The sequence below is a fragment of the Mycolicibacterium stellerae genome, from assembly GCF_003719305.1.
In the GTDB taxonomy this organism is placed as follows: domain Bacteria; phylum Actinomycetota; class Actinomycetes; order Mycobacteriales; family Mycobacteriaceae; genus Mycobacterium; species Mycobacterium stellerae.
Map to the genome: position 1 here is coordinate 17865 of NZ_RARC01000050.1, position 12812 is coordinate 30676.

Consider the following 12812-nt stretch of genomic DNA (forward strand, 5'->3'; position numbering starts at 1 on the left):
CCTAACTACGCAAAGGAATGACGTTGCCCGCCCGGGCAACTGGTCGGCTCAGAGAGCCTAGGGCGGTCATGGCGGGCTCGTGGTCGTCCTCCAACAGGTGGGCATAGATGCCGAGCGTGATACTCGGGTTCGCGTGCCCCATAAACCGACTGATCTCCATCGGTGGGATTCCGGCCGCCACGCACAGGCTGGCGTAGGTATGCCGGAGTCCGTGGAAAACCAAGCCCTCGGGAAGTGCAGCGGTGGGAGACATGCGGCTGGCGCGCAGTATCGCGGGCCGGTACACGGCCTTGTAAAAGGTGTGATGCCGAACGGGCTGCGACCAGTCGAGGTCGAGTCGGGCCTCCGCATCCCACACCGTCAAAGCTGCCAAGGCGGAAGCCTGTCGCAGCGCCTTGGCGCGACTGCCGGATTCGATTCCCGGCGCACGCTTCCCGGTCGGCTTGTTCGGGATCAATTGCACGCCCGGAAACAGAGGCGCGGTCGGTTCCTGCCGTCGTGGATGTTCGGCCAGATACTCGCGGAGCAGTTCGGTCGTCTGCGCGGTCAGCGGAACCTTGCGGCAGCTCCCCCGCGTCTTCGGCGTCAAGTAGGTCAGCTTGCCGTCGAGACTCTGAACCGTGCGCTCAACGTGGAGGACGCCAGGGCGGGAGGGTGGCCGAGATTCGTGGATGGACGCTTCTGGCACGCGCACATCGCCTATCTGCAGCCCGTGCAGCTCCGCCGCCCGCAGACCGGCCCACGCCGCAAGATGGACCTCTATGCAGAACGGCCAGGGCGTCGCTGCAACGAGCGCGTCAACTTGCGCAGCGCTCAGAAATTGCGACGGATCGTCGACCGTCGCTCGCCGCCCGGTGCTGTGGTTCGTCGGGAGCTTGATGTACCCACGCTGCGCCGGATTGATCCCGACGAGTCCGTCAACGTAGGCCTGCGCCATCACCTGGTGAACGATGAAGTACGCATTGCGGACCGTCGACGGTGCCCTACCCGCAGCGACCATCCGATTCACCCAGTCCTGCACGTAGTCGCGTGTGATCCTGTTGAGCGGATATCCACCGAACACGTCGTCAATGCGAAGATGCCGCAATCGGTGGTGCCGCTTTCTTCCATTGTTGGGCGCCAACGCATCCCGATATCCGCGCACAGCGGTGGCCTTTAGGTCCTGGCGAGAATCGAGCCATTTCTGCGCGTACGTGCGGAACGTGGTTCCGCCCGCCTTCGGATCAAACTCGACACCGCGCAGTTTCGCCTCCTCCTGCTTAACGCCATAGGCATCTGCAGCCCGCTTCGTCGGGAACGGCCTCTTGCTATCGGACGTTCCGTCAGCGCGCCGCCATTTCGCCTCCCATACGAACTTGCCGCTGGCCAGTCGTCGCTTCACCGAGTGCGCCATCAGTCGCCCTCCGGATTCGCGGAGAAGGTGCCGTCGGACTCAATGGCGTCGGCTATCGCCTGTAGGTCGATCTTCCGGCGCTCCTCGTCAGCTTCAGGCTCGTCGGGGTCATCGGGTTGGGTCATCGGAGTGCCTTTCGTCGTAGCGGCAGGGTTGGAAGATCAGGCAGTGGTTGGGCAACCAGGGCGGCTGCGAGCGGGTATTCCGCGGCGGCTCGTTCGGAGAAGGCGGCACGGCGGAACTCCGTCGCTCGGTATGCCCAAGCGGCGCAACCGATCCCCAATACCGGGAGCAGGACAGCCGGGTACGTACACAGCGCCGCAAGCACGATTACCAACGTCGGCATCGCGCCGAACACGAGCGCAAAGGCAACGGGCCAGTCGATGGCTCGCCAAGAACGACCGCTGGCGCGGGTACTCATCCGGTCACCTCCAGTTCCGTGGTGCTCGTGGCGGATTGGTAGATACGCCGCACTGTTGAGGGCTGCCAGTTCGGTAGGCCTGCGGGCGACAAGACGCCCTCGGTTGCCAGGGCGCTGGCGATGCGGGAGTAGCTCAACCCAGCGTTGCGGTCCAACACGATGCGGCGGACGATGCCGGGCTTGGCGAGGCGCGGCCGACCGACTGGCTCGCCACGGCGCTTCTTGGCCGCCATCCCCTCCTTAATCCGGGTAGCGATCAGCTCACGCTCGAACTCGGCGAACGTCGCCATCATGTGGGCCATAGCGCGGCCTGCGGGAGTGGTGAGATCAATGCCGAGGTCAAGCACTACCAGCGACCAGCGCTGTTCCCTGGCCATCCCAATAATGTTGACCGCGTTGCTAATCGACCTGGCTAGGCGATCCATCTTGGCGACCACCAGGCCGTCCGCCTGCCCCGAGGCGAGTAGGTCAAGCGCATCGCGCAGCCCCTCGTTGATGTACTTGCCGCTCTTGCCCTCGTCAGTAAAGTGCTCAATCGCCCAGCCTCGGCGCTCGGCCTCGCTATCAATAGCAGCGGCCTGGGCCTCTAGACCGTTGCGCTTCTCAGCCTGCTCCTCGGTGCTTACCCGCGTGTATGCGAGGAACAGGGGAGCCACCGCTCCCCCGCCCTGCTCGGTTGGCTGCCGACTCACGCGACGGCCTCAGCCTTCGTCCGACGTGCGGGCTTCTTGGCCGGCTCGGGCTCAGCGGCCTCAGCTTCCAGGGCGGCGGCTCGCTCAGCGGCCTTCTTGGCGCGCTCGGCAGCCTTCTCGGCCTGCTCCTTCGCCTTGGTCAGACGCTCAGCGGCCTTCGCCTTGTTCGCGGCCTCGCGTTCGGCCTTGGCCTGCGACTCCTCCTGGCGCTGGGCCTCTCGCGCAGGCGATTTCTGGAACTCGCCGTGGTACATCAACACGGCCCGAACCTGCTGGGCAGTAACGTCAATGCCCTTGTTTTCCTTGAGCCATTGCGCCTCGAGTTCAGCAAGTGGCCCTGGCGCATCGGGAGTAAAGCGCGGCTTCTTGATACCAGTATTCGACTGAGATACCTGCTCGGACATGGGGTTTCCTTTCGGTCGGGTTCCTTACGTCGGGGCTAAAGGTGGAGTTACCGCCTTCCGCCCCGCCCGAACGGTACGCTCGTGTACCAACCTTGGCTAGCGAAATATCAATCTGGACAACATCTTTCGTGATCTAGCACCCATTGCGCCGGTCGTATACACCTGCTGCCCGGTTGGCTTCGGCCGCAATCCTGTTGGCCTCCTCCATAGTCATGAGACCAGTGCCGGGCGGGTTACCCCGGCTCTCGTCGGTTCGCATGCCAGTGGGGCGTGTAGGGCGCTGTTCAGCGGCCTCCTGGTCTTCGACGACCTCAGCGTCAACGATCTCGCCGGCTCCAACTGCTTTCGGCTCCTCAACGACACCACGCCGTGCACGAGACTCCGACCGGGTAGATGTGGCGATTCCCACGATCTTTCCTGCGAGCTCTTCATACGGCTTCACACCAACCTCAACATCAACCTTGTCCGGCGGCCGCAGTCCTGCACGATCCAGGGCGTCGCGCACAGCCGCCAGCCTGACCGCCTCCGACTCCGCGCTGTCCGCAATTCGCAACAGCTGCTTCGCCATTCGTTCAGCTGCTTCATCTAGCCGACGTCGCGCCGCGTTCTTCGCTGCTTTCGTCGCCCCACCATGCATCCTGCATACGGTCAGGCCTACAACGGGTGGGTTGTTGCAAGGGGCACCAGTTCGCTTGGAATGCGCAGTGCACTTGGTGCTCGGTGCAGCCTTGAAGTTCAAGAGCTCCGACACTTTGTCAGTCATCGTTCGACACCACCGTTCGAAATCTTGTAGACCTCGATAACAGTTCCGCCAGAATCTAGAACCGCCTGTCGCAACATGTCGCCAAACTTGTCTTCGTCAGCGCCTTCGCACAAAACACAGACCTCATCATCGGCGCAGAGGCAGATTTCTTTCATCAACTTTCCTCACTGCTATTCGTTAACTATTGCGGTGTATACGGTTTCGGCCCGGCGTAGCGTCGCCCGCCCTATAGGGAAAGGGCGGAACGGGCGACGCTATTACGCACTGCGTCGCCCGGGGACGTCGCCCGCAGCGGGTTACGTGCGCTACATGCGCTTTTCCGTCGCCCGCAGAGCCGGCTCCAGACGAACGGGCGACGTGCGGGCGACGTGATGAGCGTCGCCCGTTTCGGGCTACGTGTTCTACATGCGCGTTTTCACTCATGAGCGTCGCCCGCATCTGCCGCGAACCTCCACCGCGATGGCGTTGCACCACCACCACTGCCACCCCGCGTGCCCTTCTCGTACAGCAGGACGCCCTCATCGGTCAGCCGCGTCAGCTTGCGAGCCACCTTCTTGCGGCAGCGGTCGTACTCCTCCGAATCACGATCAACACCGTGCAGTGCAGCCACCGCATCGGACTCGATGAACCCCTCTGCGCCGGCCATTTGCGCAATCTCGATCAACCGCTCGATTGGATCGCTGGCGACCGACTCCCCGGTCGCGTGGGAATGGTCAACCACCAGCGGACCGACAGGCTCCTGCGGCTGCTTAAGGTGGCCCAGCTCAACCTTGCTCGCACCCGGCTCGCCCCACAGCAACAACACCGAGCCCTGGCCCGAGGTCAGCCATGTGCTGCCGTACACGTCGGCGAGCTTGTTCGGCTTCCTGTTGTCAGAGTTCGCTTTCCGCTGATGATGCAACGAAATGAATTCGGTGCCGTTCGCCAGCACAGCCTGCATTGCACTGTTGAATCCCGCGCCACCATCGTCAGACGCCAACCCACGAACAAGGTCCTTAAGCGAGTCCACGACGACGAGGCCCGGTTCGCGACCGCGCTGTGCCACCCACGCCGCGAATACATCGGGAGCCTCGCCCGCATCGAACGGTGGCGGCCCAGCCCACACAACAAGCTGCTGCCGTAGCCGCTCGGCCACGCCCTGATCGGCCAGGTCAACCATGCGGGCCAAAGAGCGCCGGATTTGGGGCGGACGATCCATTGCTAGATACAGGACCGGGCGGTCGTCGGGACCCACCGGGAAGCCGAGCAAATCGGGCGACCGTAACCCCAGGCGCGCCAGCATGATCTCCTGCGCGACAGTCGACTTCCCCACACCTTGCGGGCCGCAGATCATGAGGCCCTCACCTGGTGCCCAGAGGACCGAGCCTCCACGACCCCACAGAGGCTCTGCCGCGGAGTCGTCCGTCAAGAAGGCCAAGCCGTCAACTAGGCGCTCCGAATGCTGGTCAATCCGCTCGCGTGCCTTCTCTTCCGCGAACATGGAACGAGCGGATTCCCGCACTCGCAATCGGTGTAGCTCCTGGCGGATCGCCTTATCTTCGTCGGCCAGGCCATGCTCGTGGCCACCTAGTTCCGCCCGAGCTTCCTCGTCGGTCTTGGACGCAGCCTTGTCCTTACCGGCCACGAAGAGCGCAGGCACCTCTATCGGAGGCACCGACTCGCGGGTTTGCGCCCGCAACTGCATTAGCCGCTGAAGTACAAGTTCCTGCGCATGAAGAAAGTTCTCGGCGCCGACGCATCCGAGACGCGCTGCGCACCAGAACCGGACAGCCTGGCTCAGCGCCCATTGGTGACGGCCACCCGTTGGCTCGTCGGTCGGTATCCCGTCCATCCACGACCGCACATATGAGCAGGTTGATTCGGCCGGCTCCCACGTATTTGGGTCGCTAACTTGTTCCCTCGCAGCCGCGGGATCAGCCTTTCCCACACCTGCGGCCGTTAGGAGCGCGTCAATTTCATTAAGCCGCAACGGAACACCAGCGTCAGCAAGGGTGCGAACTAGCACAGGGCCATTTCCGTTAGTGGTCGGCTTATTGTTGTAGGAGCCCGGTGCTCGCAGGACTCGGGGCAGATCGAATACGGTGTCCGCAGTCGCGCCATGCTTCTGGGCGACGGCCTTCACGAGCCACTTCCACCGCTGCAGAAGACCCGCCAACTTCGTCGTATCGGCGACGCCGTCGGCGACTGGCCAGTACGGGTGCAAACCACCACCACTGTGGGTTACCGCAGACGGCCGCGTTCCGAGCACCGACGACAAAGCGTCGATGATCACTTCGGCGATTTCGCGACTGCCGCACTTCTTCGGGCCTACGTCAAGGTCAGCGACGAGTGCCGCCAGCCGCGTGACGTCCTTCTCTTTACCGCGACCGGCGCGCTCCCGCACAGGACCAGCAATCGGATTGACACCGAAGTACACGTCTGCGCCGTCAGGCATCGACGCCAACATCTCTGCGGCATTCCGCGGGTCGCTAACCGCAGCAACGAACTGACCATCACCAACCTTGTGGCAAATGGACACAAACTCATCCGAGGTGTATCTCAAGACCCCCAAGAGCGCCGGTAGGTCAAGGTCCGCGCCATCGTCACCGACGCCTGCAGCGTCCGCTCGCTTGTGATCGCGGGCGAACGCGCCCACCGGGGCGGCGGCATTTCCCTCGGACCGCACAAGACCCGCACCCAGTAGCCAATGCATGCCGACAGCAAGGTTCTGATTCAAGTGCTTTCGGCGGAGCTGCCCCATCGCGTTGGCAATGTGCGGACTGTCGCCATCGCCCTGCCCACCCGACAAAACGAACTCTCCGGATACCAGCGCACGTTCCCACGCGGGCTGTTCCCACATTGCGCGCCACAGACGATTAGGCAGGTACTCCCAGTCGACGATATAGCGCTGGTCAGCGGACAGAGCGGGTAGCATTAGATCTTGCTCCTCGTAGAGTGGTAGCCGGAGAGCCCCGAAAACGATTCCCTAAGTGTTGATTTCGGGGCTTTCTGTACATACGGGCATCGAACGCTTGCAACGGTAGGCTTCATCTCGGATTGGCCCCGTCGGTGGCAAGGATCGGTTGGGGCCAATCCTCGTTAACATCAATTGATTTGGTCATCGGCCAACCGCAATGGTCTACGTTCCCTGGTAATCATGGAAGGTCACGCCTGACGCATCCGGCTCAGGCAGGATGAGCAGACCGGAAGTTCGTAAAGCCATTGATTGCGAACGGCAACGATCTCAACATCAGGGAAATGTCGGCCATTACACCCGACACACGACCGCCAACCGGCTTTGTCGACGTACTGCAGCCACTTGGGGACGGACCCCGGCTCAATGACGTAAATAAACTGACTACTGCGGTCGCGCAGCATGTGCGACGAGACTACTCCGAGGATCGCGCCGTGTAGTGCTGCCTCCGTGTAGTTCTGCGTATCTTTAGTGCCGTCGATCCGGTGACGCCAGGCCCAGTGTTTTCCGTCATCGAACTGAACAAAGTGCCATGCTTCCTTGCGGACCTCTGTCGTAACCCGTCCGATGATCTGCTCTAGCCGTCGCGAGAAGTGCAGCCCATGCTCGTCGGTATTGTCGAACTGATCCGCATGCTCGGCGGCAGCGTTCCCCTGGTCGTTGTAGAAGCCCACGAGCGCAGTAAGTTTGAGATCTCTGTTGTGATCCGCCGGCTCGTGGTCGGCATCAAGATCCAGATTGTCGTCGGCGTCCGGATGGCCGGGCACCGTCCAATCGCCTGTAAGCGACCTCTTCTCCCGCTCCTGGCGTGCGTACTCGGCCATGGCGGCTTTTTCGTGCTCAAAGAGCTCGCTCATCGGACTACCGCCGAACGCCGCTGCGATTTCAGCCAGCGCCAGATGTCGGCTTCACTGAAGTAGCAGGCATTGCCGATCTTGAAGCTGGCTAGACGACGTGACTTCCACGCTTCGCGCACAGCCCGCTGGGTGATCGGCACTTGAAACTGGTCGACGCACACCCGGTGGGCTGCTTCGTACCCCTTGATAGTGGGGAAAACATTTAACCCGTCTGGTACAAGATCGTCCTCGCCCGTTTCTGCCGGGGGCAAGGGAGTATCCGTCTTAGACAAATCAATCCTCCGGTCCAGGGGCTTCGCGCACAACACGAAACCCGTCAAATTGGGTTCCGTGGTTATGCATCGCATAGTTCAGACCTGGAGGTCGTATAGGGATCTCCCCTACCACTTAACGGCTACTATACGCCGCTCGGCCGGAAGACGGTTTGTAATCGGTCTGCGCCCGTTCCTGCTAGGTTCACCGGGCTTATCTGGGCCGGTACCAACGACTTTCGAGACGTACCCTTCGCCTAGTTGACCGCGTGTGCATGAACGCAAGGAAGAGTTATGGGTAGGCCAGGAATCCAGACCAAGGCCGATGCTGTCAAAAAGACAGTCGATGGCATCAGCCTCAACGTTGTCTGGGAAGAGCTGAAAGATGTTACAGCGCATTACTCAGAACGCCGTTCGCATCTGGTATCGCTCCTCACGCACGGCACTATTACCGCTGCCGATCCGGTCCCCCAGAGCCTGACATTCGAACGCATGGACCGCGCTACGGAGTTTGGCGTTCCGAAAGCTGTTGGGACAGAGCCAGTTCTGCTGATGGGCAAGACTCTGTGGGACTTCGATAAGGCAACCCGTTTTTCGTGGCTCGCTGCCAGAGACATGACGTTTGACCAGATCCGGTACTCGTGGAGCCGGATTATGGAGGCGGACGATTCCGAGATTGCCCGGCAGACCTTCAAGAGGATCTTTACGCCGACCGAGGGAGTCAACGAGCAGGGGCACCGCGTGTTCGGTCTCTGGAACGGCACCGACAGCCTTGGCCCGCTTCCCTACAACGGTGTCACGTTCCCGACTAACACCAGCCACTACATTCCGACTCAGAATGCCACCCTGGATAGCCAGGACGTGGAAGACGCAATCGATATGATCACGACGAAGGGATACGGCCTGCGGGCGGGGTCGCAGATCCTTATCGTTGCGAATACTGCTCAGGTCAAACAGATTTCGTCTTGGCGGGCCGGTGTTGAGTCACGCTCTAGCGGGCCATTGGCCCTGTATAGCTTTATCCCGAGTGTTGCTGCGCCGCCGTACCTTACGGACCAACGGATTGTGGGATCGGTTGCACCAGCCGAATACAACGGTCTCGCTGTCACCGGCAGTTACGGGCGCGGCTTCGTTATCGAGCACCCCGAGATTCCTGCAGGCTACGTGCTCGTCGTGGCAACCGGCGGACCCGACAGCGTTGACAACGTGCTGGGCCTTCGTGAACACCCCGATGCCGCCTGGCGCGGCCTTCGTCCGCTGCCGGGCAACTACAACGGCTACCCGCTCATCGAGTCCTTCGCGCAGAGAACTTTCGGGGTGGGCACCAGGCACAGGTCTGCTGCCGTGTGCTTGCAGGTTACTGCGGGATCGACTTACACCGCGCCGAGCTTCGCGTAGGCACTGCTATGGGCTTTGGCGGACGATCCGACACCGTCGTCAGTAGCGGCGTTGCCGAGACTCACGTCTACGGTGGCGGTCTCGCACACAGCGGCGATGTGCGCTCCTTCGTTCTGGCAGAGCGGATCCCGCATCTTCCTGGTGCGCGCTGCCGTGGGCACTCGGAGCTGTTCGACGAGCGGCCTGCCGACGACCCGCATCGGAAGTCCGTCACCGAGCGCGCCCTGGCGGTCTGCTCATCGTGCCCCGCGCTTGGCCCCTGCGAGGAATGGCTCCGTCGGCTCGAACCGTGCGACCGCCCGCGTGGTGTCGTGGCGGGCCGAGTTATCAAGAGCCGGGGACGCGTGCCGAAAGACCGAACGATGAGGATGTGGAACTGATGGCCAACCGGAAGTACAAGGACGCAATCCGAGTCGCCGAGGCGCGGCTTGCCGCAGAACGCCGAGCGCCTGGTATCAAGCCGCCCGGTGCGTCGGAGTTGGGGGTCGTTCCGCGGCGGTACGCCGAGAACCCGCCCCGACCCGACGGAACCACTTATCGGCCAACGGCGGCAACGCAGAGTGTGCGCCGGCCAGATCCGTACTGGAAGCCGGGATACCGGGGCGATCCGCCTGTCCTGATCTATCCCGACGAGTAGACAGTCTTCCCTGTACGCCACGACAGGAAGCGTCGCGGCGGGAGCCCGTAGTGCGTGGCCAGGGCTCCCGTCGCCACGACAGTGATCTCCGCCTCAAAGTCGGTCGCGGTCGGTACGCTGGCACACTCGATGTCCTCTCGGTCCGATCGGGGTAGTTTTGGCTGATGAGCGCGAAAAGGGCGAGCAGCGCACGCAAGGCGATAAGCGGCAAGAAGGCGACCAAAGCGTCGGCGGCAGCGCTAGTCCGCACTCAAAAGAAGGCAATCGCCGGGACACGCGTCAGTTCGCCGATGAAACGGACTCGCGCCCGAGGGGTGGACACGATGGCGATCCAGCCACGACCCCTCCGGACCAACACACGCGTGCAGGCGACGAAGTCGACCGCACAGGTGCAGCGAGCGTGGGGGCGGACGGGCGCGTCGATCAAGTCGGCGATGAAGAAGACGAAGTAGAAGTACAAGCTGAAGTCGTAGAGGCTGTTGCGGAACGGGTCGCCGACCGTTTAATTCAAGAGACCCTCACAGTCCACCAATCGTGGAACGCACCTATACCTCCTGCTGCTGAGCTCCAGGCGATTGACGCGGTCGTGCCCGGCGGAGCTGAAAGAATTCTCCGGATGGCTGAGGACTCTCTCGCTGCCCAGATCGAAGTTGACACCACACTGGCGCACGGCGACGTTGCTGCAGTTAGGCGGGGCCAATACTTGTCGACAAGCATCGTCGGCGTATCACTTGCGATCGCATTGACACTCGCGCTTCTTGGCGCTCCGTGGGGAGTGGTGGCGGTATTTGTTACGCCGTCGCTCTTCCAATTCAGTACCTCGCTGGTGCGAGCCATTCGAGAGCGAAGCGACAACGGCGCGACGGCCGAGGAGGAGTAACAGCGCCGGTCTGCACTACCAGCCGCTGGTCCCGCTCTTCCATGAAGGGCATCCCTTCACGCACCGCTTGTCCTCGCCAATCGGAACCGACCCGCCCCAGACATCAGCTTCCTTGGGCGTCACCAATATCCGCGCATCGCAATTCGCGCAACGCTGCGAAGGATGCATATGTGTCCGTCCGTATCGCACTTTGGTCATCGCTGTCGGTCCTCCCGTTCTTACCGGCTCAACCCACGGTATGCCGGACCTCCGACAAGCACCGGCGAGCGGAACGGCGTGCCCAATTAGGGTCTGCTGAGTCTTCGCTAAGGGTGCTATGGCACAAGCGTTCGACGAAACCCCGCTGGAACCCCCAAACTGCGCTTTGCGTACCAGCGCCGATGAGAATCCGCCGGGCCTATTCAGCCTGGTTAAGGCCGGTATCGCGGGCCGCCTACCTGCGCCGACAAGGTAGCGTGCGCGCTGGGGTAAAAGGCTTCCAAACTAGCTACGCGGGTTCGATTCCCGTCGCCCGCTCCAAAAGCCGATGCCGTGAGGCGCCTTAGTGCGGGTCACCACCCACTATCGCGGCAGCCCGGCGCACCCGCAGGGGTGCATGATTCGTTGCTCGCCGACTACGCGGGGGTCAGCGTCGCCGGAGAAGTGATCACGACGCCCACGCAATGATTGTTGATCGCTTTTGTTCCTTGAAGCGTCGCTGCATCAAGGGAGGTGACAGTGGTGACGTCCGGGCCTTCGCCGCAGTGCATCAAGGTGGTTTCCTGTGTCATCTCCCATCGCCCGTTGACCAGGCGCAAATCACCACCGTTGGCGCCTGGCAGGTTGGGGGCATCGGGTATGGCCACTTGGGCGCAGCCCGCGCCGCATGGCGTGACAACCCACTGGGTCGTGTCGATCTCGGGGTTCGCCAGCGTGGGGCCGCCATCCGAGGTGGCCTGAGTCTCGTCGACGGTGAGTGTGTACGTGCCGTTCAATTCGGGATCGGCCACGGCCAGTCCGGCCGGTCCGGCTGCGATGCAGGCGGCAGCGGCGAGTGCCGCGGACGCGATGCCTAAGGTTGTCTTCATCGTTGTCCCCTCCGTTTTCGGAATTCCCGACTGAGGGAAAATTACCCAGTTAGCTGGCGTCCATACGGCGATTCTTTAAATTCATAAAACTACCTCGGTGGGATACGCGGCCTCCGACCTTTCCGGCGTCCGTGTTCGAGCTGACCTCGGCTGTCAGCGAGTTTGTTCGATTGCGCCTGGCCAGACGGTGGAGCTGCGCGCCGCGAATCCCGCGTTGACCAACCATTGCCAGACGCGCTTACGCAAACGCGCACCCGCGCCAGATACCGTCATCGTGAAGACCACCCCGCGTACGTGATGAACTACCTTGACGCCACCATGAAACGCCGCCCCCACGGCGTCGGCCTTTCCAACGAGGTCCACTCCGCTGTGGGCGTAACCCGCGGTCGATCGCGGGACCGAGACGGCCGTTTCCTGTGAGTACGCTGGTCGCATGAACGGCGTCTTGCTCGTCCTGATCCTTGTCGTTATCGCTGCTATCGGCCTGGCCGTTTGGAGTGCGTCGCGCAATTCGGCCAACCGGAACGCCACCTCCCTGGCTGACGCCAAGGCCGACGCACGCAGAGTCATCGACCGCCTCGGCGGCCAGGTCCTCAACCTGTCGGGCACCGACGATGCGTCAAAACAGGCACTGGCCGACGCGTCGGAGCGGTTCAACGCCGCGGGCGGGCAGATCGACCAGGCCACGACCGCGAAGCAGGCGCTGCTCGCGAAGGAAAGCGCCTTGGAGGGTCTCTACTACGTACGCGCCGCCCGCACCGCAATGGGGATGGACCCCGGTCCCGAGCTCGAGTCTCTCAGCGGGCAGAAGTCGGCCGGCACGGTCACCGAGGACCGACGGGTCGAATTCGAGGGCCGCGAGATCGAGGCCTCACCCAACCCGACCGAGCGCACCCCCAACTACTACCCGGGCGGCCGCGTCGCGGGCCGTCCAGTTCCGGCCGGCTGGTACTCCGAACCGTGGTGGAAGCCCGCGTTGGTGGCCGGAGCATGGGGCGTCGGCTCGGTGTTTCTGTTCAGCGCCTTGTTCTCGGGTATGGGTGGCGTCGGTTATGACGCCCAGGCGTTCGAAGGCGGACAGGGCGAAGGCGGTGAC

Annotated in this window: 14 protein-coding genes and 1 pseudogene; 4 read left to right on the plus strand and 11 right to left on the minus strand. The window is 62.7% G+C overall.

The genetic code is table 11. From position 1 onward, the window contains the following. Position 1: 1 nt before the first annotated feature. The 10 genes and pseudogenes from D6M19_RS32850 to D6M19_RS32880 all read right to left on the minus strand — a co-directional run bounded on the left by D6M19_RS32850 (position 2) and on the right by D6M19_RS32880 (position 7803). The gene (locus D6M19_RS32850; RefSeq protein WP_123029479.1) at positions 2–1393 is read right to left on the minus strand and encodes a tyrosine-type recombinase/integrase; all 1392 of its coding nucleotides are present in this window, start codon (positions 1391–1393) and stop codon (positions 2–4) included. Continuing rightward, complete coding sequence (locus D6M19_RS35155) at positions 1393–1518, minus strand: hypothetical protein (RefSeq protein ID WP_268812349.1); 126 nt, start codon at positions 1516–1518, stop codon at positions 1393–1395. Before D6M19_RS35155 ends, D6M19_RS32850 begins: the two co-directional genes overlap by 1 nt. 292 nt (positions 1519–1810) lie before the next feature. Beyond that, complete coding sequence (locus D6M19_RS32855; protein ID WP_327389844.1) at positions 1811–2506, minus strand: recombinase family protein; 696 nt, start codon at positions 2504–2506, stop codon at positions 1811–1813. Continuing rightward, positions 2503–2910, minus strand: a complete 408-nt coding sequence (locus D6M19_RS32860; RefSeq protein WP_123029480.1) for a hypothetical protein — start codon at positions 2908–2910, stop codon at positions 2503–2505. The genes D6M19_RS32855 and D6M19_RS32860 overlap by 4 nt, the downstream gene beginning before the upstream one ends. A gap of 133 nt (positions 2911–3043) precedes the next feature. After that, positions 3044–3478, minus strand: a complete 435-nt coding sequence (locus D6M19_RS32865; RefSeq protein ID WP_123029481.1) for a hypothetical protein — start codon at positions 3476–3478, stop codon at positions 3044–3046. Between the two features lie 51 nt (positions 3479–3529). After that, positions 3530–3673 (minus strand): annotated as a pseudogene (locus D6M19_RS35375) (HGGxSTG domain-containing protein); the annotation flags it as partial. Further along, positions 3670–3828 (minus strand): hypothetical protein, encoded by a 159-nt coding sequence (locus D6M19_RS34480; protein WP_164478805.1) that lies wholly within the window; start codon positions 3826–3828, stop codon positions 3670–3672. The pseudogene D6M19_RS35375 and the gene D6M19_RS34480, both read right to left, overlap by 4 nt. A 260-nt stretch (positions 3829–4088) precedes the next feature. Continuing rightward, positions 4089–5297, minus strand: a complete 1209-nt coding sequence (locus tag D6M19_RS34610; protein WP_206428700.1) for an AAA family ATPase — start codon at positions 5295–5297, stop codon at positions 4089–4091. A 1520-nt stretch (positions 5298–6817) separates the two neighbouring features. After that, positions 6818–7483: a hypothetical protein gene (locus D6M19_RS32875; RefSeq protein ID WP_123029483.1), complete on the minus strand. Its 666-nt coding sequence runs from the start codon at positions 7481–7483 to the stop codon at positions 6818–6820. Continuing rightward, positions 7480–7803 (minus strand): hypothetical protein, encoded by a 324-nt coding sequence (locus tag D6M19_RS32880; protein ID WP_164478806.1) that lies wholly within the window; start codon positions 7801–7803, stop codon positions 7480–7482. Before D6M19_RS32880 ends, D6M19_RS32875 begins: the two co-directional genes overlap by 4 nt. Before the next feature lie 225 nt (positions 7804–8028). Here D6M19_RS32880 and D6M19_RS32885 point away from each other — a divergent pair, with 225 nt between their 5' ends. The 3 genes from D6M19_RS32885 (at position 8029) to D6M19_RS32900 (ending at position 10649) form a co-directional block, all read left to right on the plus strand. Then, positions 8029–9132, plus strand: a complete 1104-nt coding sequence (locus D6M19_RS32885; protein ID WP_123029485.1) for a hypothetical protein — start codon at positions 8029–8031, stop codon at positions 9130–9132. A 379-nt stretch (positions 9133–9511) separates the two neighbouring features. Further along, positions 9512–9769, plus strand: a complete 258-nt coding sequence (locus tag D6M19_RS32895) for a hypothetical protein (protein ID WP_164478807.1) — start codon at positions 9512–9514, stop codon at positions 9767–9769. A 157-nt stretch (positions 9770–9926) separates the two neighbouring features. After that, positions 9927–10649, plus strand: a complete 723-nt coding sequence (locus D6M19_RS32900; RefSeq protein ID WP_164478808.1) for a DUF2335 domain-containing protein — start codon at positions 9927–9929, stop codon at positions 10647–10649. Positions 10650–11263: 614 nt separating this feature from the next. On the opposite strand, the gene D6M19_RS32905 is transcribed toward D6M19_RS32900, so the two are convergent. After that, entirely contained in the window at positions 11264–11638 is a 375-nt protein-coding gene (locus D6M19_RS32905) for a hypothetical protein (RefSeq protein WP_164478809.1), read from the minus strand. A gap of 511 nt (positions 11639–12149) precedes the next feature. Between D6M19_RS32905 and D6M19_RS32915 the strand changes: the two genes are divergently transcribed. After that, positions 12150–12812 (plus strand): DUF1542 domain-containing protein (locus tag D6M19_RS32915; RefSeq protein ID WP_123029490.1); only part of this gene is annotated, 663 nt, incomplete at its 3' end.

Excerpts from the sequence above, each read along its gene's own strand:
- D6M19_RS32850 (WP_123029479.1), bottom strand. The coding sequence starts at position 1,393 with ATGGCGCACTCGGTGAAGCGACGACTGGCCAGCGGCAAGTTCGTATGG.
- D6M19_RS35155 (WP_268812349.1), bottom strand. The coding sequence starts at position 1,518 with ATGACCCAACCCGATGACCCCGACGAGCCTGAAGCTGACGAGGAGCGC.
- D6M19_RS32860 (WP_123029480.1), bottom strand. The coding sequence starts at position 2,910 with ATGTCCGAGCAGGTATCTCAGTCGAATACTGGTATCAAGAAGCCGCGC.
- D6M19_RS32865 (WP_123029481.1), bottom strand. The coding sequence starts at position 3,478 with ATGGCGAAGCAGCTGTTGCGAATTGCGGACAGCGCGGAGTCGGAGGCG.
- D6M19_RS34480 (WP_164478805.1), bottom strand. The coding sequence starts at position 3,828 with ATGAAAGAAATCTGCCTCTGCGCCGATGATGAGGTCTGTGTTTTGTGC.
- D6M19_RS32875 (WP_123029483.1), bottom strand. The coding sequence starts at position 7,483 with ATGAGCGAGCTCTTTGAGCACGAAAAAGCCGCCATGGCCGAGTACGCA.
- D6M19_RS32885 (WP_123029485.1), top strand. The coding sequence starts at position 8,029 with ATGGGTAGGCCAGGAATCCAGACCAAGGCCGATGCTGTCAAAAAGACA.
- D6M19_RS32895 (WP_164478807.1), top strand. The coding sequence starts at position 9,512 with ATGGCCAACCGGAAGTACAAGGACGCAATCCGAGTCGCCGAGGCGCGG.